This is a genomic window from Streptomyces sp. NPDC090127 (assembly GCF_044746945.1).
GTDB lineage: Bacteria > Actinomycetota > Actinomycetes > Streptomycetales > Streptomycetaceae > Streptomyces.
This window is the reverse complement of the sequence record NZ_JBIVDE010000005.1, coordinates 284974-302835: the sequence shown is the minus strand read 5'-3', so window position 1 is coordinate 302835 and position 17862 is coordinate 284974. Positions and strand designations below refer to the sequence as shown.

At 70.4% G+C, this 17862-nt stretch carries 15 protein-coding genes and 1 tRNA gene; 7 read left to right on the top strand and 9 right to left on the bottom strand.

The annotated features are described in order from the left end of the window. Window positions 1–186 precede the first annotated feature (186 nt). Window positions 187–1629, bottom strand: coding sequence for a DUF2252 domain-containing protein (locus ACIPPS_RS20270; protein ID WP_401433767.1), 1443 nt, complete (start codon window positions 1627–1629; stop codon window positions 187–189). Between the two features lie 149 nt (window positions 1630–1778). Then, window positions 1779–2921 carry a hypothetical protein gene (locus ACIPPS_RS20265; protein WP_401433764.1) on the bottom strand — a complete coding sequence of 381 codons (1143 nt, stop codon included), beginning with the start codon at window positions 2919–2921 and terminating at the stop codon, window positions 1779–1781. A 198-nt stretch (window positions 2922–3119) separates the two neighbouring features. On the opposite strand from ACIPPS_RS20265, the gene ACIPPS_RS20260 reads away from it, so the two are divergent. Then, window positions 3120–3614 carry a MarR family winged helix-turn-helix transcriptional regulator gene (locus ACIPPS_RS20260; protein WP_401433762.1) on the top strand — a complete coding sequence of 165 codons (495 nt, stop codon included), beginning with the start codon at window positions 3120–3122 and terminating at the stop codon, window positions 3612–3614. Here ACIPPS_RS20260 and ACIPPS_RS20255 read toward each other — a convergent pair. The 3 genes from ACIPPS_RS20255 to ACIPPS_RS20245 form a co-directional block, all read right to left on the bottom strand. After that, the gene (locus ACIPPS_RS20255) at window positions 3611–4270 is read right to left on the bottom strand and encodes a response regulator (protein ID WP_401433759.1); all 660 of its coding nucleotides are present in this window, start codon (window positions 4268–4270) and stop codon (window positions 3611–3613) included. The genes ACIPPS_RS20260 and ACIPPS_RS20255 overlap by 4 nt on opposite strands. A gap of 39 nt (window positions 4271–4309) precedes the next feature. After that, complete coding sequence (locus tag ACIPPS_RS20250; RefSeq protein ID WP_401434627.1) at window positions 4310–5986, bottom strand: sensor histidine kinase; 1677 nt, start codon at window positions 5984–5986, stop codon at window positions 4310–4312. A 230-nt stretch (window positions 5987–6216) separates the two neighbouring features. Next, a tRNA-Leu gene (locus ACIPPS_RS20245) sits at window positions 6217–6303 on the bottom strand. Between the two features lie 429 nt (window positions 6304–6732). Between ACIPPS_RS20245 and ACIPPS_RS20240 the strand changes: the two genes are divergently transcribed. The 6 genes from ACIPPS_RS20240 (at window position 6733) to pknB (ending at window position 14932) form a co-directional block, all read left to right on the top strand. Further along, a complete protein-coding gene (locus ACIPPS_RS20240) occupies window positions 6733–7644 on the top strand; it encodes an FhaA domain-containing protein (protein ID WP_401433757.1) in 912 nt (303 codons plus the stop codon). A 10-nt stretch (window positions 7645–7654) separates the two neighbouring features. Beyond that, a complete protein-coding gene (locus ACIPPS_RS20235; protein WP_401433754.1) occupies window positions 7655–8179 on the top strand; it encodes an FHA domain-containing protein in 525 nt (174 codons plus the stop codon). A 176-nt stretch (window positions 8180–8355) separates the two neighbouring features. Then, window positions 8356–9864, top strand: a complete 1509-nt coding sequence (locus ACIPPS_RS20230; RefSeq protein ID WP_401433752.1) for a Stp1/IreP family PP2C-type Ser/Thr phosphatase — start codon at window positions 8356–8358, stop codon at window positions 9862–9864. A 26-nt stretch (window positions 9865–9890) separates the two neighbouring features. Further along, entirely contained in the window at window positions 9891–11321 is a 1431-nt protein-coding gene (locus ACIPPS_RS20225) for an FtsW/RodA/SpoVE family cell cycle protein (protein WP_401433749.1), read from the top strand. Next, window positions 11318–12784 (top strand): peptidoglycan D,D-transpeptidase FtsI family protein, encoded by a 1467-nt coding sequence (locus ACIPPS_RS20220; RefSeq protein ID WP_401433746.1) that lies wholly within the window; start codon window positions 11318–11320, stop codon window positions 12782–12784. Before ACIPPS_RS20225 ends, ACIPPS_RS20220 begins: the two co-directional genes overlap by 4 nt. Window positions 12785–12937: 153 nt before the next feature. Further along, a complete protein-coding gene (pknB, locus tag ACIPPS_RS20215) occupies window positions 12938–14932 on the top strand; it encodes a Stk1 family PASTA domain-containing Ser/Thr kinase (RefSeq protein WP_401433743.1) in 1995 nt (664 codons plus the stop codon). Window positions 14933–15052: 120 nt separating this feature from the next. On the opposite strand, the gene ACIPPS_RS20210 is transcribed toward pknB, so the two are convergent. From ACIPPS_RS20210 to ACIPPS_RS20195, 4 genes are read right to left on the bottom strand one after another with little or no spacing between them, the layout of a single operon-like run. Next, window positions 15053–15727, bottom strand: a complete 675-nt coding sequence (locus ACIPPS_RS20210; protein WP_401433741.1) for a class E sortase — start codon at window positions 15725–15727, stop codon at window positions 15053–15055. 45 nt (window positions 15728–15772) lie between these two features. Then, window positions 15773–17062: a class E sortase gene (locus tag ACIPPS_RS20205; protein WP_401433739.1), complete on the bottom strand. Its 1290-nt coding sequence runs from the start codon at window positions 17060–17062 to the stop codon at window positions 15773–15775. Then, window positions 17059–17697, bottom strand: coding sequence for an aminodeoxychorismate/anthranilate synthase component II (locus tag ACIPPS_RS20200; protein WP_401433737.1), 639 nt, complete (start codon window positions 17695–17697; stop codon window positions 17059–17061). The genes ACIPPS_RS20205 and ACIPPS_RS20200 overlap by 4 nt, the downstream gene beginning before the upstream one ends. Then, complete coding sequence (locus tag ACIPPS_RS20195; RefSeq protein ID WP_362005436.1) at window positions 17694–17855, bottom strand: hypothetical protein; 162 nt, start codon at window positions 17853–17855, stop codon at window positions 17694–17696. The genes ACIPPS_RS20200 and ACIPPS_RS20195 overlap by 4 nt, the downstream gene beginning before the upstream one ends. Window positions 17856–17862 lie beyond the last annotated feature (7 nt).

Genomic DNA, 17862 nt, shown 5'->3' with positions numbered 1-17862 from the left:
GCCTGCGCCCGGGTCCACGTCCTGGTCCACGCCCACGTCCTCGCTCCGGTCCGTCACCCCACCAGCCTACGATCCCCGGGGGCCCCTCCCCCCTCCCTCCCCCGCCCCGCCCCCCGATTCCTCAAGCCCCACAGACCCACAGACCGTGGCACCCCGGCCCTGCTGGATCCGGGGCAGCCGAGGTCGTCACACTCCGAGGTCGGCCGCTATCCGGCCGTCGCGTATCGCCGTGACCAGGTCGGTGTGGTCGGCCGTGGTGCGGTCGGCGTAGGCGACGGCGAAGGACGCGATGGCCTCGTCGAGCTCCTCGTTCTTGCCGCAGTAGCCCGCTATGAAGCGCGGGTCGGCGCTGTGGGCGTGGGCGCGGGCCAGTAGTGCGCCGGTCATGCGGCCGTAGTCGTCGAGCTGGTCGGGGGTGAGCGCGGCCGGGTCGACGCTGCCCTTGCGGTTGCGGAACTGGCGCACCTGGAACGGGCGCCCGTCGACGGTGGTCCAGCCGAGCAGGATGTCGCTGACGACCTGCATCCGCTTCTGGCCGAGCACCACGCGCCGTCCTTCGTGCCCCGCGTCCGGGGTGGTGAAGCCGACGGCCGGGAGGTGGGGGAGCAGCGCGGAGGGCCGTGCCTCCTTCACCTGGAGGACGAGCGCCTCGCCGCGGTGGTCGAGCAGCAGCACCACGTACGAGCGGGTGCCGACGCTGCCGGTGCCGACGACGCGGAAGGCGACGTCGTGGACGGCATACCGGGCGAGGAGCGGCAGCCGGTCCTCCGAGACGGTCTCCAGGTAGGGGCCGAGCGCGGTGGCGACGGCCGCAGCTTCCTCGTCGGGGACGCGGCGCAGGACGGGCGGCGCGTCCACGAACCGGCGTCCTTCGCCGTCGCTGGCGGCCTCGGTCGACCTGGCGGCGAAGCGCGCGCTGGTGTTGTTCCGGGCCTTGGCCGAGACGCGTTCGAGGGTGCCGACCAGGTCGCGGGCGTCGGTGTGGGAGACGAGCTCCTCGTCGGCTATGGCGTTCCATGCGTCGAGCGCGGGGAGCTTGGCCAGCAGGCGCATGGTCCGGCGGTAGGCGCCGACGGTGTCGAACGCGGCGGCGCGGCAGGTGTCCTCGTCCGCGCCCGTTTCGCGTCCGGCGAGGACCAGGGAGGAGGCCAGTCGCTTGAGGTCCCATTCCCAGGGGCCGACGACGGTCTCGTCGAAGTCGTTGAGGTCGATGACGAGGTTGCCGCGGGCGTCTCCGTAGAGGCCGAAGTTGGCGGCGTGCGCGTCGCCGCAGAGCTGGGCGGCGATGCCGGTGACGGGGGAGCCGGCCAGGTCGTGGGCCATGAGCCCGGCGGAGCCGCGCAGGAACGCGAAGGGGCTCGCGGCCATGCGTCCGACGCGCATGGGTGCCAGTTCCGGCACGCGGTCGCGGTTGGACTCCTCGACGGCGCGGACGGTGTCGGGTCGGTCGGCGGCGAGGGCGAGGGTGTCGTGGGCGGTGCGCGGGACGCGCTGCCGCAGGGCCTTGCCCTTCTTCTTCGGGGAGTCGGTGACTCCTCCGGCGGCTCGCCGGGCGAACCCGGGCACGTGCGGTACGCGCCCGCCGTCCGTGTCTCGCTGTCCCGGTACCGCTGTCCGGATCTCGCCCATGGGACGTCCTCCCCCGATGTCGTGCTGTCCTGTGCTGTGCCGTGGTGTTCAACATCAACCAGGGATGACGGTACGCCGGGTTCGGCGGCCCGTCTTCCCCTGTGGACAACGGCCTGTGGACAACGGTCCGGCCGGCGGGCGGCCGCCTCTCAGACCCCGACGGCCTCCTCCATCTCCTCTTCCATCTCCTCCCCTTCCGCCGCAGCTCCGGCCACGGTCGCGGACCCCGTCGCAGGGCCTGTACCGGCCACCGTCACGGGCCCCGTCGCGGCCGCGGCCCCGGCCGCCGTGTCGGCCATGTTCCCGCGTCGTGTCTCGGCCGCCGCCGGTGCGGTGGCGGCGCGGCGGCGTGCCTCGGCCAGAGCCGCGCAGCCCATGACAGCCGCTCCGGCGAGGAGCCAGAGCGCGAGGGTCAGGACGTGCCCGCCGAGGGCGTGGCCGTCGAAGTAGACGTGGCTGCGGACGCCCTCGACGAAGCCGGCGCCGTTCCAGAAGGCGTGCAGGGAGCCGAAGAAGCCGGGTTGCAATTCGGGGCGGTAGATACCGCCGGAGCTGGTGAAGTTGAGCATGACGAAGAGGACCATCACGCCGAGGGTGGTCCAGCGGCGCAGGAAGGTGTGGAGGCCGACGCCGATCAGCAGGATGCCGGCGGAGTACAGCCAGGACATCGCCCAGACTCCGCCGAGTCCTTGGTCGACGAGGTGGAACATCGGTCCGGCGAAGACCGCGCCGACGAGGCTGACGACGAGGGACGTTCCGGCGGCGAGCAGGGCGCGGACGCGCAGGGGTAGGACGGCGCCCGCTCCGCCGATGACGGCGACGGAGGCGTAGGAGCCGATGCTGAGGGCGACCAGGAGGAAGAAGACGCCCTGTCCGGTGGGGTCTCCGTCGGAGACGGGGGCGACGTCGGTGACCTTCAGGGGTGCGTCCTGTCCGGCGGCGACCTTGGTGAAGACCTTTTCGACGGCCATGGCGCTGGTGTCGGAGGAGGCGGACGCGACGAGGAGCTCGGGGCGGGCGCCGGGGAGGTAGGCGCCGAAGGAGTTCTGCTCGCGCAGGGCGGTGACGGCCGTCTCCCGGTCGGGGACGGTACGCACGTCGAGTGCGCCGTCACCCTTGTCGTGCAGGGTCTGGGCGAGGACCTGGGCCGTGGGCCCGGAGCCGACGACGCTGACGGGCAGATCGTGGGGCTGGGGAGCGTGGAACGCGCCGAGGTAGGCGAGCCCCATGCCGATGCACATCAGCAGCGGGGTGAGCAGATGGCCGAGCACATGACGCAGCGCGCCCGTCAACGCCGATCCCGTAGATGAGGCAGATGAGGCAGATGAGGCAGATGAGGCAGATGAGGCAGATGAGGCGGGGAGTCCTGCGGTCACCGAGCACCTCCATGGTTGGTCTTTACAACTGAATACCCTTGTATCGTACACCTAAATTGTCGTGTGGTTGTAGTATGCAACTGAACCCTGTCGGGCAACCCCACGGAGCGCACCATGACCGACGGCGACGACACGCGAAGGACTTCCGTCGACACCATCCAGCGGGAGCTGACGGCCTTCGCCCGCCGCGCCCGCGCCGCGGCCGCCCGGCTCCATCCGGAGCTGCCGCTCGTGTCGTACACCCTGCTCGCCCACATCGTCGACCAGCAGGGCTGCCGGGCCACCGACCTGGCCGCCCACTACCTGCTGGACAAGTCGACGGTCAGCCGCCAGATCGCCGCCCTGGAGAAACTCGGCCTGGTCGAACGCCGACCGGACCCGGAAGACCACCGGGTCCAGGTCCTGCATCCCACGGCGGCGGGCAGCCACCTCCTCGCCGCCACCCAGGCGAGCCGCCAGGCCGCCTACCAGGAGCGCCTGAAGGACTGGTCGGCCGAGGACCTCGCCCGCTTCGCCGGCTACCTGCTCCGCTACAACGCGGCAGGCGCCGCAGGCCTCCCCGGCACCGCGCCGAGCCCCGCCCCGCGCGCCACCGCGACGGAGGCCTAGAGCCCGGCGTCGCGCGCCAGCAGCGCCGCCTGGACCCGGTTCTCGCAGCCCAGCTTCGCCAGGATCCGGCTGACATACGTCTTCACGGTGGCCTCGCTCATGTGCAGGCGCCGCCCGGCCTCGGCGTTGGAGAGACCCTCGCCGAGGAGGGCGAGGACGCCGCGCTCCTTCTCGCTCAGCGCCGCCACCCGCCCCCTGGCCTGCTCCGCGCGCGCCACCTCACGGCCCGAGGCCAGCTGCTCCACCACGTGCCGGGTGGCGGCGGGCGAGAGATACGCGTCACCCGCCGCCGCGGCCCGCACCGCGCGGATCAGTTCGGCCGGCGCCGTGTCCTTGAGCAGGAAACCGGCACCCCCGTGCTCCAGGGCCCGCAGCACGTTCTCCCGCTCGCCGAACGTCGTCAGCACGATCACCCTCGTCGAGGGCGCCACCCGGCGCAGCTCCGGAAGTGCGGACAGCCCGTCGAGCACCGGCATCTGGATGTCGAGCAGCACCACGTCGGCGACGTGCGCGCGCACGTGCTCGACGGCCTCCCGGCCGTTCGCGGCCTCCGCGACCACCTCGATGTCCTCGTCCGAGGTGAGGATCATCCTGATCCCGGCCCTGATCAGCGGCTCGTCATCGGCGATCACGACCCTGATGCGCTGCCCTGCCACAGCTACTCCCCCACGGCTACCGGTTCGGGCGGGTCAGCACTAGCGCGTGACCTCGTACGACTTCTTCTCGATCAGCTTGCCGTCCTTGAAGCAGAACCGGTAAACCGGCTCCGTCTCAAAGGTGCTCCCCACCTCGGAGGACATCAGCACCAGGCACTTCGCACCCTCGGGCTCCGCGGGGCCCTTGCCGTGCAGTCCGGTGGTGGCGATGGTGTCACCGGACGGCAGCCGGTCGCGGACGTCCTGCTCGGCCGATCCGACCGTGACGGCGTTGTAGTCGGCCGGGTCGATCATGCCCTTCTCCAGGGACCCGACCAGGAAGTAGACGCCGAAGCCTCCCGCCACCAGCAGCAGCACCAGAGCCGCGAAAGCGATGCCGCATCCCAGCGCGACCCCGCTGCCCGTGCTCCTGCCCCCGCGTATCGCCATCGCCAACTCCCGTTCCGTCACCGTCCAGTCGGCCTGCCCGACCGGGACGGCACCACGGTGTCCCACCAGGGGCCTCGGCGACTGCTGCCGGAAGTCGTCGGCCGCATCGACCAAAGGCGCGGCCTCCACCACGCCGTACGGCAGCATCCCGGCGACCCGGAACCCCCCGCCGTCGGCCGGCCCGGCGTGGACGATGCCGCCGACGAGCCGGGCCCGCTCGTGCAGCCCGGTCAGCCCCTGCCCGCCACTGACCACGCCCTCGGGGGCCTTCTCGGCCGCCTCGTTGACGATCTCCACGACCAGGGAGTCCGGCTCGTACCGCACCTCCACGTCGATGAGCGCGCCCGGCGCGTGCTTGTACGCGTTCGTCAGCGCCTCCTGGACGATCCGGTACGCGGCGTGGTCGGCGGCCGGTGGCAGGGGCTGGTACTCCCCGCGCCGCCGCAGCTCCACCCGGTTCCCCGCGGCCCGCGCCGCCTCGACGAGCCCGTCGATACCGGCGGTCCCCCGCGCCGCCCGTCCCGGACCGTCGCCCGTCCCCGTCGGCAGCGCCGCGGTCTCCGCCCCCGCGTGGACGCCGTCCCGCAGGATGCCGACGACCTCACGCAGCTCGTGCATGGCGGTCACCGAGGCGTTCCGCAGCACCCCGACGGCTTCCCGCTGGCGGTCGGTCAGCTCCCGGTCGACCTCCAGGGCGCCGGTGTGGACCGCGATCAGTGCGAGCTGGTGCCCGAGGCTGTCGTGCATGTCCTGGGCGATCCGCTGCCGTTCGAGGAGCCTCGCCTGCCCGACCACCATCGCCCGCTCGCGCAGCAGCTGGGCGTTGCCCTCCTGCAGGGCGTGCAGCAGGGTCCTGCGCTGCGTCCAGTACCGGTTGGCGAGGCCGGGCGCCAGGGTCGTCGCCAGGAAGTACAGCGTCGACATGAAGACGATGGTCAGCGTCCGGTGCAGGTCCCAGATCTCGATCAGGCTGGCGGAGACGTTCAACACGTATGCGACGGTGTAGGCGATCAGCGCCCGGCCGGCCCCGGGGATGTACCGACCCGACGACCAGCCGACGAGTATCAGCAGGACGACGAAGCCGGGCACCACCGGCGCGAGGCCTCCCGTGACGATGAGCACAGTCACGGGCAGCCGACGGCGCAGCAGCGACAGCACGGAGGCCGCCAGGCCCACCGCGGCGAGCCACCATCCCTCGCCGCCCAGCAGCTCCTCGGTGCCGGAGGCGAGCAGCCCCATCACGACGGCGAGCACCACCTCACCGGCGGTCCTGCGCCGCGACCACATCCCGGGCGCCGCGAACCAGTCCCACGCGGCGTCGGCCCCTGCCCTGATCTTCGAAGTCGCGTCCACGGTCGCACCTTAGGCAGCGCCCCGCCTCACCGGCGGCCCTCTTTCGTCGCGCACACCAACGACGAACGTCGCCTCTCTCACACCGTCAGCGCCCGCACCCACGCCGCGCCCACCACCCAGCAACGCAGAAGCCCCGTAGGTCGATGACCTACGGGGCTTCCGTCTGGTGCGCGAGGGGGGAGTTGAACCCCCACGCCCTTTCGGGCACTGGAACCTGAATCCAGCGCGTCTGCCTATTCCGCCACCCGCGCATTGGGTGTGCTCCGGGCTCCTGCACTTTTCGGTGCGATCGCCTGGCGACATCTGAAGATTAGCACGTCGCAGACGGTGGATTCACATCCGTTGTTTGACCCCCTCCCCGAGCGAACAGGGACACAGGGACCAGCAGGGTCAAGGGAGAAGGTCGGGGGAAGGTAGGGAGAAGGTGGCGACGAATCCTCGGGGGAGGGCCGACGGGTAACGGGAGGAACGGGACGGACGCACCCGCCGCTCGGCCCCACTCCTCCTGCTCGCTCCTCGGGTGCGGGACACTGTCCAGGGGCCGCCTCTACGATCCATGGGGAAGGTCTGTGAGAGGTGACACTCGTCCACAGGGCAGAGAAGGGGAACCAGCCGATTTCCCGACGCGTGGATACGATCAGTAAGCAGTACCAGGACGACAACGACGGAGGAGGTGCCCCATGGGAGTCCTGAAGCGTTTCGAACAGCGGCTCGAAGGTCTGGTCAACGGCACCTTCGCCAAGGTCTTCAAGTCCGAGGTCCAGCCTGTCGAGATCGCGGGCGCCCTCCAGCGCGAGTGCGACAACAACGCGACGATCTGGAACCGCGAGCGGACCGTCGTCCCCAACGACTTCATCGTCGAGCTGAGCACGCCGGACTTCGACCGCCTCAGCCCGTACTCGGGCCAGCTCGGCGACGAGCTCGCCGGTCTGGTCCGCGACTACGCGAAGCAGCAGCGGTACACCTTCATGGGCCCGATCAAGGTCCACCTGGAGAAGGCCGAGGACCTCGACACCGGTCTGTACCGGGTGCGCAGCCGCACTCTCGCGTCGAGTTCGTCACAGCAGCAGTCGCCCGCCGCGGGCCCCCAGCCGGGCGGCCACGCACCCGGCGGTCACGCACCAGGCGGTCACGCACCCGGCGGCCAAGCCCCGGGCGGCTACGGCTACCCCCCGGTCGGCGCCCCGCCGATGCCCGCGGCCCCGCCGCCGGGCTCGGCCGGTCAGCGACCCGGCCAAGGACCCGGCCAGGCGCCCGCCGCCGGCCGTCCCACGGCCGGCGGCCCCGGCCCCATGCCCGTCTCCGGCGCCCCAGTGCGCCGGTGGATCGAGATCAACGGCACCCGCCATCAGATCTCACGCCCGACTCTGGTCCTTGGCCGCAGCACCGACGCGGACGTGAGGATCGACGATCCCGGCGTCTCCCGCCGGCACTGCGAGATCCGGACCGGAACGCCCTCGACGATCCAGGATCTCGGATCCACCAACGGCATCGTGGTGGACGGGCAGCACACCACCCGCGCTACGCTCCGCGACGGCTCGCGGATCGTCGTGGGCAGCACCACCATCGTTTACCGGCAAGCCGAAGGGTGAAGCGGGGGCAATGTCAGAGCTGACCCTGACGGTCATGCGGCTGGGTTTCCTGGCCGTTCTGTGGCTGTTCGTGATCGTGGCCGTCCAGGTCATTCGGAGCGACCTGTTCGGCACGCGTGTCACGCAGCGCGGTTCGCGCCGCCAGGACGCCCGTCCGCAGCAGAACACGCGCCAGGCGGCCCAGCCGCCCCAGCAGCGCGGTCAACAGCAGAACGGGGGCGGCGGCCGCCAGCGCCGCGGCGCCCCGACCAAACTCGTCGTCTCCGAGGGGACGCTGACCGGCACGACGGTCGCCCTGCAGGGGCAGACCATCACGCTGGGCCGTGCCCACGACTCGACGATCGTGCTGGACGACGACTACGCGTCCAGCAGGCACGCCAGGATCTATCCGGACCGGGACGGCCAGTGGATCGTCGAGGATCTCGGGTCCACCAACGGCACGTATCTCGACCGGACCCGCCTCACGACCGCCACGCCGATTCCGCTGGGCGCGCCGATCCGCATCGGCAAGACCGTCATCGAGCTGCGGAAGTAGTGCTACGTCATGTATGAGTGCGAGCGGAGCGAGCGGGCCGAGGCGGTCCCCACGACGGACCGCGCGGCGGACCGTCAGGTCCGTGCCGCGTACCGGCACGGGCTCCCGACCGGAGGGTGGGCAGTGTGGCTCGAGACCGGCTGTACCCCGAGGCGGCGGCGACGGGGCAGGTGCGCATGAGCCTGTCACTGCGCTTCGCCGCCGGGTCGCACAAGGGCATGATCCGCGAGGGCAACGAGGACTCCGGCTACGCCGGGCCGCGGCTGCTCGCCATCGCCGACGGCATGGGCGGCCAGGCCGCCGGTGAGGTCGCCTCGTCCGAGGTGATCTCCACCCTCGTCACGCTCGACGACGACGTCCCGAGCTCCGACATCCTCACCTCGCTCGGCGCCGCGGTGCAGCGCGCCAACGACCAGCTGCGGATGATGGTCGAGGAGGACCCCCAGCTGGAGGGCATGGGCACCACGCTCACCGCCCTGCTGTGGACGGGTCAGCGCCTCGGCCTGGTGCACGTCGGCGACTCGCGCGCGTACCTCCTGCGGGACGGGGTGCTCACGCAGATCACCCAGGACCACACGTGGGTGCAGCGGCTCGTCGACGAGGGCCGGATCACCGAGGAAGAGGCCACGACCCACCCGCAGCGCTCGCTCCTGATGCGCGCGCTCGGCAGCGGCGACCACGTCGAGCCGGATCTGTCGATCCGTGAGGTCCGGGCCGGCGACCGCTATCTGATCTGCTCCGACGGGCTGTCCGGAGTCGTCTCGCACCAGACGATGGAGGACACCCTCGCCAGCTACCAGGGCCCGCAGGAGACCGTGCAGGAGCTGATCCAGCTCGCGCTGCGCGGCGGCGGCCCCGACAACATCACGGTGATCGTCGCGGACGTCCTCGACGTCGACGGCGGCGACACCCTCGCCGGTCAGCTCAGCGACACCCCGGTCATCGTGGGCGCGGTCGCCGAGAACCAGGTGCAGCAGTCCGACGGCGGGGCGATGCAGACGCCCGCCGGCCGGGCCTCCGGTCTCGGTCGCACCGGTGGGCACCAGCAGCAGCCCGGCGGCCAGCCGCCGCAGGGCTTCGGCCCGCCCGGCAGCGGTGAGGAGCACGGGTACGGCGGGATGCCGCCGCAGGGCTCGTTCGGGCAGTACACGGACGAGGACTTCGACAAGTACGAGAAGTTCGAGAAGCCGCGCACCGGTCTCAAGTGGCTGAAGCGGATCTTCTTCCTCGCCCTGGTGGTCGGCGTGGTCGGCGGCGGTCTGTACGGCGGCTACCGCTGGACGCAGACGCAGTACTACGTCGGCTCCAAGGACCAGCACGTCGCGCTCTACCGGGGCATCAGCCAGGACCTGGCGTGGGTCTCGCTCTCGGACGTGGAGAAGGACCACCCCGAGATCGAACTCAAGTACCTCCCGCCCTACCAGCGCAAGCAGGTCGAGGAGACCATCGCCGGCGGCAGCCTCGGCAAGGCCGAGACGAAGGTCTCCGAGCTCTCCCTGCAGGCCTCGGCGTGCAAGAAGACCGAGCAGCGTCGTGCGGCCGCCGAGAAGGCGGCCGACCAGGCGAGCAAGCCGCCCGCCGACGGCTCGACCCCGTCCGACAAGCCCACCACAGCCGCTCCCTCCCCGGGCCCCACCCTCACGGAGGAAGAGCAGAAGCTGGCCTCGAACTGCGGCAAGCAGTAAGCACCCGTAGGGGGCCTTTCACCACCATGAGCGTTGTCACCAACACGACCACCATCGGCGCCATCGAGGCACCGAGCCGCCGGAACACCGAGCTCGCACTGCTCGCGTTCGCCGTCGTCATCCCGGTCTTCGCGTACCTCAACGTCGGTCTGGCGATCGACGGCGAGGTGCCGTCCGGCATGCTCGGCTACGGCCTCGGCCTCGGCCTGCTCGCCGCCGTCGCGCACCTCGTCGTGCGCAAGTTCGCGCCGTACGCGGACCCGCTGCTGCTGCCGCTCGCGACGCTGCTGAACGGTCTGGGCCTGGTGCTGATCTGGCGTCTCGACCAGTCGCCGCGCATCATCGCCCGGTACAAGACGTTCACCCCGGACGCCCCGAACCAGATGCTGTACTCGGCGATCGGCATCGCCATGTTCGTGGGTGTGCTGCTGATCCTGAAGGACCACCGGGTCCTGCAGCGCTACACGTACATCTCGATGGTCGCGGCGCTCGTCCTGCTGCTGCTGCCGCTGGTCCCGGGCCTCGGCGCGGACGTCTTCGGCGCCAAGATCTGGATCAGCGTGGGTGGTTTCTCCATCCAGCCCGGTGAGTTCGCCAAGATCGTCCTGGCGGTCTTCTTCTCCGGCTATCTCATGGTGAAACGCGACGCGCTGGCCCTGGCCAGCCGCCGCTTCATGGGTCTCTACCTGCCGCGCGGCCGTGACCTCGGCCCGATCCTGACGATCTGGGCCGTCAGCCTCCTCATCCTGATCTTCGAGAACGACCTCGGTACGTCGCTGCTGTTCTTCGGCATGTTCGTGATCATGCTGTACGTGGCGACGGAGCGGACCAGCTGGATCGTCATGGGTCTGCTGATGTCCGTCGCCGGCGCGGTCGGAGTGGCGTCGTTCGCCGGGCACGTGCAGTCCCGGGTGGCGGCCTGGAGCGACCCCTTCGGCTGCCTGAAGACGGCGCCCGAGGGGTCCAACATGGCCGCCGCGTGCGACCAGATGTCACAGGTGCTGATGTCCTTCGGCTCCGGCGGCATCCTCGGCACCGGCCTCGGCCAGGGCAACTCCGACCTGATCGGCTTCGCCGCCAACTCCGACTTCATCTTCGCCACCGTCGGCGAGGAGCTCGGTCTGACCGGCGTGATGGCCTTCCTGCTGCTGTACGGCCTGATCATCGAGCGTGGTGTCCGTACCGCCCTCGCGGCCCGTGACCCGTTCGGCAAGCTGCTCGCCATGGGCCTGTCCGGCGCGTTCGCGCTGCAGATCTTCGTCGTCGCCGGCGGTGTGATGGGGCTCATCCCGCTGACCGGTATGACGATGCCGTTCCTCGCGTACGGCGGTTCCTCCGTGATCGCCAACTGGGCGCTGATCGGCATCCTGATCCGGATCAGCGACACCGCGCGCCGCCCGGCGCCCGCCCCCGCCCCGTCCCCCGACGCCGAGATGACCCAGGTGGTCCGTCCGTGAACAAGCCCCTGCGCCGGGTCGCGCTCTTCTGCGGCCTGCTGGTCCTCGCCCTGCTGGTCCGGGACAACTGGCTGCAGTACGTCCGTGCCGACGAGCTGACCACGCACCCGCGGAACAAGCGGGTCCAGATCGAGCGGTACGCCAACGAGCGCGGCAACATCATCGTGGACGGCAAGCCGATCACGGGCTCGGTCGACTCCCAGGACCCGTACTACCGCTTCAAGCGCACGTACACCGACGGCCCGATGTGGGCCCCGGTGACCGGGTACGCCTCGCAGGCGTACGACGCCAACCAGATCGAGAAGATCGAGGACGGCATCCTCACCGGCAACGACGACCGGCTCTTCTTCGACCGCACCCTGTCGATGTTCACGGGCGACAAGAAGAAGGGCGGCAACGTCGTCACGACGCTGAGCGGCGCCGCCCAGAAGGCCGCCTTCGAGGGCCTCGGCAAGAAGACCGGCGCGGTCGTCGCCATCGAGCCCAAGACCGGCAAGATCCTCGCGCTGGCGTCCACCCCTTCGTACGACCCCTCGACCTTCGCCGGCTACTCGGCCAAGGACGAGAAGGCCTGGGTGGCGCTGGAGAGCGACAAGAACAAGCCGAAGCAGAACCGCGCGCTGCGCGAGATCTACCCGCCCGGCTCCGTCTTCAAGGTCGTCACGGCGGCCGCGGCGCTGGAGAACGGCAAGGTCAAGGACATCAACGCGGCGACGGACACGCCGGAGCCGTACAACATCCCGCTGTCCCGTACGCCCATGGTCAACCACGCCAGCGGGTGCGAGAACGCCAGCCTGAACAAGGCGCTGGAGGTCTCCTGCAACTCCGTCTTCGCCAAGCTCGGTGACGACGTCGGCCGCGACAAGATGGTCGAGATGGCCGAGAAGTTCGGTTTCAACGCCGAGCAGTTCACGCCGGTCCGCTCGGCCGCCTCGGTCTACGACAAGCAGGCCGACCGCGGCGGTAACGCGCTCTCCTCCATCGGCCAGTTCAACACCGCGACCACCCCGCTCCAGATGGCCATGGTCACGGCCGCGATCGCCAACGACGGCAAGCTGATGAAGCCGTACATGATCGACAAGCTGGAGTCCCCGGGCGTCGACGTGATCAAGCAGAACGAGCCCGAGGAGATGAGCCGCCCGGTCTCGCCGGAGAACGCGCAGAAGCTCCAGCAGATGATGGAGAACGTCGTCTCCAACGGGACCGGCGGCAACGCCGACCTCAAGATGGACGGCGTGAAGGTCGGCGGCAAGACGGGTACGGCCCAGCACGGCGAGAAGAACGCCAAGCGCCCCTACGCCTGGTTCATCTCGTACGCGAAGACCGACCAGGGCTCGCCGGTCGCGGTGGCCGTGATCGTCGAGGACTCCGCGGGCACCACCCGTGAGGACATCTCCGGTGGCGGCCTCGCCGCCCCGATCGCCAAGGCCGTGATGAAGGCGGTACTGAAGAGCAAGAGCTGACCTTGCGTCCTGGCACCGGCCAGGTACCGGTCAGGTATCAGGTGATGGTCACGGGCGGATCGCCCTCCCGTGGCCGGTAGCCTTTGCGCGAACAGCACACCGCCGGACCACACACGGGTGCGGTCGGGACAGACGGAGAGGGCTGGATCAGTTATGGAAGAGCCGCGTCGCCTCGGCGGCCGGTACGAGCTGGGCTCGGTGCTCGGCCGTGGTGGCATGGCAGAGGTCTACCTCGCCCACGACACCCGGCTCGGCCGCACCGTCGCCGTGAAGACGCTGCGGGCCGACCTCGCCCGCGACCCGTCCTTCCAGGCCCGGTTCCGCCGTGAGGCCCAGTCGGCCGCCTCGCTCAACCACCCGGCGATCGTCGCCGTCTACGACACCGGCGAGGACTACGTCGACGGGGTCTCCATCCCGTACATCGTGATGGAGTACGTCGACGGTTCGACCCTGCGTGAGCTGCTGCACTCCGGGCGCAAGCTGCTGCCCGAGCGCACGCTCGAGATGACGGTCGGCATCCTCCAGGCGCTGGAGTACTCGCACCGCGCCGGCATCGTGCACCGCGACATCAAGCCGGCGAACGTCATGCTGACGCGCACCGGCCAGGTCAAGGTCATGGACTTCGGCATCGCGCGCGCCATGGGCGACGCGGGCATGACCATGACGCAGACCGCCGCGGTGATCGGCACCGCCCAGTACCTCTCCCCGGAGCAGGCCAAGGGCGAGCAGGTCGACGCCCGCTCCGACCTGTACTCCACCGGCTGCCTGCTGTACGAGCTGCTGACCGTCCGGCCGCCGTTCATCGGCGACTCGCCGGTCGCGGTCGCCTACCAGCACGTACGGGAAGAGCCGCAGGCACCGAGCAACTTCGATGCCGAGATCACGCCCTCGATGGACGCCATCGTCCTGAAGGCGCTGGTCAAGGACCCCGACTACCGCTACCAGTCGGCCGACGAGATGCGTGCCGACATCGAGGCCTGCCTCGACGGCCAGCCCGTCGCCGCGGCCGCGGCGATGGGCGCCGCGGCGTACGGCGGCGGTTACGGCAACGGCTACGGCGGCTACGGCTCCGACGACCAGCCGACGACCGCCCTGCGCCAGACCGACGCGGCCGGCCAGACCTCCATGCTCCCGCCGGTGAACCCGGACGACGGCGGCTACGGCTACGACGACCGCCCGGACCGCCGCCGCCAGAAGAAGTCGAACACCTCGACGATCCTGCTGGTTCTGGCGGGCGTCCTGGTCCTGGTCGGCGCGATCCTCATCGGCCGCTCGATCTTCGAGACCAAGGCGGAGCCGCAGCAGGTGACCGTGCCGTCACTGGTCGGCCACACGCTCGCGGAGGCCAAGGGCTCGGCGACCAACGCCCAGGTGCAGGTCGTCCAGTCGGGTTCCGAGCGGTGCGAGCAGCCGAAGGGCAAGATCTGCAGCCAGACGCCCGTGGCGGACGGCACGGCGAAGATGACCGTCGGCGAGACGATCTCCGTCGTCGTCTCCGAGGGCGCGCCGCAGATCGAGGTCCCTGACGTGACGGAGAAGTCCCAGGAGAGCGCCGAGCAGCTCCTGAAGGACAAGGGCTTCAAGGTCGTCGTCAAGCAGGAGGAGTCCGACGAGGACCCGGGCAAGGTGCTGAAGCAGAGCCCGGACGGCGGTGCCAAGGCCGAGCAGAACTCCGAGGTCACGATCACCGTGGCCAAGCAGGAGAAGTCGCAGCTGCCGGACGTCACGGGCCGCGAGGTCAACCAGGCGATCCAGCAGCTCAACCAGCTCGGCTTCACCAACATCGCCCAGCAGCAGGAGGACTCCCAGCAGCCGGCCGGCACGGTCACCGGGATGACCCCGAGCGGCAACTCGAACCAGCCGAAGGACGTCCAGATCACGCTGAAGGTCTCCAAGGGCCCGCAGCAGACGCAGACGACGATCCCGACGGGGCTGACGGGCAAGAAGTTCGAGGAAGTGAAGCAGCAGCTGGAGGCCCTGGGCCTGGTCGTGCAGCAGCAGGGCTCGGACAAGGGCGACGCCGTGGTCTTCGGCACCAACCCGCCGGAGGGCAGCCCGATCACCACCGGCCAGACGGTCACGGTCTTCTCGACGGGTGGCGGCGGCAACGGCAACAACGGTGGCAACGGCGGCGGCTTCTTCGACTAGCCCCGCGGACGCGGTACCGCGAAAGAGCCCCGGCATCCCGAAGGTTGCCGGGGCTCTTCACGTGCCTCGGGGGGAGCGGGTCGGCCCTGCGCGTACCCCGTGCGGTGGGACCCGTTGCGGTTACCGCAGCTCCGCCGGCGGGGTGCGGTCCGCGTCGACCTTCTCCGTGCGGACCAGCTCGCCCCAGACGATGTAGCGGAAGTCCGAGGTGTACATCGGGGTGCACGTGGTCAGCGTGATGTAGCGGCCCGGCTTGGCCTTGCCCGACTCCTTCGGGACCGGCTGGAGGACGTCCACGTTGTACTTCGTCGTCTGCGGCAGGCTCTTGTAGACCTTGTAGACGAACCACGTGTCCTTGGACTCGAAGACGATCGAGTCGCCGCTCTTCATCTTGTGGATGTTGTGGAACTTGGCCCCGTGCCCGTCGCGGTGCGCCGCGAGCGTGAAGTTGCCCTGCTTGTCCTGCGGGAGGGCCGACTTCACGGGGTCGGTGTAGTAGCCGGCGACACCGTTGTTCAGCGTCTTGGGGTCGGTGCCCTTCTTGACGAGTATCTCGCCGTCGCCCATGGCCGGGACGTGCAGGAAGCCGATGCCGTCCTTGGTGTCCAGGGCGCCGGGCCCGGCCGCCCAGCGGTCGCGGACCTGGTCGCCGTCCTTGTCGGCGGCCCGGTCGGCCAGGACGTTCGTCCACCACAGCGAGTAGACGACGAAGAGACCGAGCACCAGGCCCGCGGTGATGAGGAGTTCGCCGAAGAGACTGATGCCTCCGGCGATCCAGTTGCGCGCACGTGCCACTGCGTCGTCCCGTCCTGAAGTGTGGGTCGTGGTTCTCGTAGGGGCTCAGCCTACGAGCGCGTCCGGCTTCCCCTTGCTGCGCGGGCGTTCCTCGACCATCTTGCCCCACACGATCATCCGGTAGGTGCTGGTGAATTCGGGCGTGCAGGTCGTCAGCGTGATGTAGCGTCCCGGCCCCTCGAAGCCGGACTGCTTCGGCACCGGGTCGATCACCGAGACGTTCGACGGGGCCGTCTGCGGCAGGATGCTCGCCATCTCGTACGTGTAGTACGCGTCCTGCGTCTCCACGACGATCGGGTCGCCGGGCTTCAACTGGTTGATGTACCGGAACGGTTCGCCGTGTGTGTTGCGGTGTCCGGCCACCGCGAAGTTGCCCTGCTTGTCGCCGGGCATCGCCGTCTTGAGGGTGCCCTCGCTGTAGTGGCCGACCATGCCCCGGTCGAGGACCTTGGGCTTGCTGATGCCCTCGGCCACGGGGACGACCACGTCCAGCTTGGGGATGTACATGATGGCGAAGCCCTGCCCCGGCTCGAAGACGCCGGGCGCCCTGCCCTTGGACCAGGAGTCCTCGATCTGCCCCTTGGCCTGGCTCGCCTGCTGATCGGCCCGTACGTTCGTCCACCACAGCTGGTACGTGACGAAGAGCAGCATCACGACGCCGAAGGTGATGAACAGCTCACCCACCACGCGGCTGGCGACGACGCCGACGCTGTCCTTGGCCGCGCGGGCCGCGCGCCGGGCCTCGACGCGGGACATCGGAGCGGCGGGGGCGCCGGGTGCGGCGGCGGAGGTCTCGACGTCGGGTTCGGCGGCCGGGCCGCCGCGGCGGCCCTTCCCCCTGCCCTTGGCGGCGCGTCTGCGCTCGGCCCGGCCGGGGCCGGGAAGGGGCGTCACAGCCGCCTCAGGCGTCCCGGCGGCCTCATCGGCCCGCAGGGCCATCGTCTCGTGCCGAGGCTCGTAGGGGGCCTCGTAGGGGGCCTGCGGCGCTTCGTACGGGCTCTCCGCGGCCGGTGCCGGGCCCGGGCCGGTCGGGCCGGGGACGGTACGCGGGGCGGGCACGGCCTCCGGTATCGGCTCGTACGCGTACTCCCGCTGGTACGGCTGCTCAGGCTGGTACGGCTGCTCAGCCTGGTACGGCTGCTCAGCCTGGTACGGCTGGCCGGGCTGGTACGGCTGCTCCCGCTGGTACGGCTGCTCCTGCGGGTACGCGTACTCCTGCGGGTACGGGTACGCCGACTCCTCGTACCGCGGCATGGCCTGCGTCTGCGGCGGTACGGGCTCCTGCCCGTCGTCCGGATCGTTCGTCGCCCGGAACCACGGCGACCCCGTCGTCACGCGACGGCCTTGCCCACCACCGGCGCGAGCCCGGCCGACCGGCCCACCGCCCCCTTGTCGCCGCACCGCTCCAGCCAGTTGGCGAGCATCAGGTGACCGTGCTCGGTGAGCACCGACTCGGGGTGGAACTGCACGCCCTCGACGTCCCGTTCGCGGTGGCGCAGGCCCATGATGATGCCGTCCTCCGTGCGGGCCGTGACCTCCAGCTCGTCCGGCAGCGTGCCGGGCTCGGCCGCCAGCGAGTGGTAGCGGGTCGCCGTGAACGGCGACGGCAGGCCCGCGAAGACTCCCTGGCCCTCGTGCGTGACGAGCGAGGTCTTGCCGTGCAGCAGCTCGGGGGCGCGGTCGACGACACCGCCGTACGCCACGGCCATCGACTGCATACCGAGGCAGACGCCGAAGACGGGCACGTCGGTCTCGGCGCAGTGGCGGACCATGTCGACGCAGACCCCGGCCTGTTCGGGCGAGCCGGGGCCGGGCGAGAGCAGGACCCCGTCGAAGCCGTCCTGGGCGTGGCTCAGCTCGACCTCGTCGTTGCGCAGGACCTCGCACTCGGCGCCGAGCTGGTAGAGGTACTGGACGAGGTTGAAGACGAAGCTGTCGTAGTTGTCGACGACGAGAATCCGCGCGCTCACTGGCCGTCCACCGTCACATCGTTGAACGGAAGCAGAGGCTCCGCCCAGGGGAACACGTACTGGAAGAGGGCGTACACGACCCCCAGGACGAGGACGAGCGAGATGAGGGCCCGTACCCACGCGTTGCCCGGCAGATGCCGCCAGATCCAGCCGTACATGACGTCC

What these genes read in the sequence shown, in the direction of transcription:
- ACIPPS_RS20225 (WP_401433749.1), top strand. Translation starts at nt 9,891, where the DNA reads ATGAGCGTTGTCACCAACACGACCACCATCGGCGCCATCGAGGCACCG.
- ACIPPS_RS20270 (WP_401433767.1), bottom strand. Translation starts at nt 1,629, where the DNA reads ATGGGCGAGATCCGGACAGCGGTACCGGGACAGCGAGACACGGACGGC.
- ACIPPS_RS20240 (WP_401433757.1), top strand. Translation starts at nt 6,733, where the DNA reads ATGGGAGTCCTGAAGCGTTTCGAACAGCGGCTCGAAGGTCTGGTCAAC.
- ACIPPS_RS20260 (WP_401433762.1), top strand. Translation starts at nt 3,120, where the DNA reads ATGACCGACGGCGACGACACGCGAAGGACTTCCGTCGACACCATCCAG.
- ACIPPS_RS20235 (WP_401433754.1), top strand. Translation starts at nt 7,655, where the DNA reads ATGTCAGAGCTGACCCTGACGGTCATGCGGCTGGGTTTCCTGGCCGTT.
- ACIPPS_RS20195 (WP_362005436.1), bottom strand. Translation starts at nt 17,855, where the DNA reads ATGTACGGCTGGATCTGGCGGCATCTGCCGGGCAACGCGTGGGTACGG.
- ACIPPS_RS20250 (WP_401434627.1), bottom strand. Translation starts at nt 5,986, where the DNA reads ATGTGGTCGCGGCGCAGGACCGCCGGTGAGGTGGTGCTCGCCGTCGTG.
- pknB (WP_401433743.1), top strand. Translation starts at nt 12,938, where the DNA reads ATGGAAGAGCCGCGTCGCCTCGGCGGCCGGTACGAGCTGGGCTCGGTG.
- ACIPPS_RS20230 (WP_401433752.1), top strand. Translation starts at nt 8,356, where the DNA reads ATGAGCCTGTCACTGCGCTTCGCCGCCGGGTCGCACAAGGGCATGATC.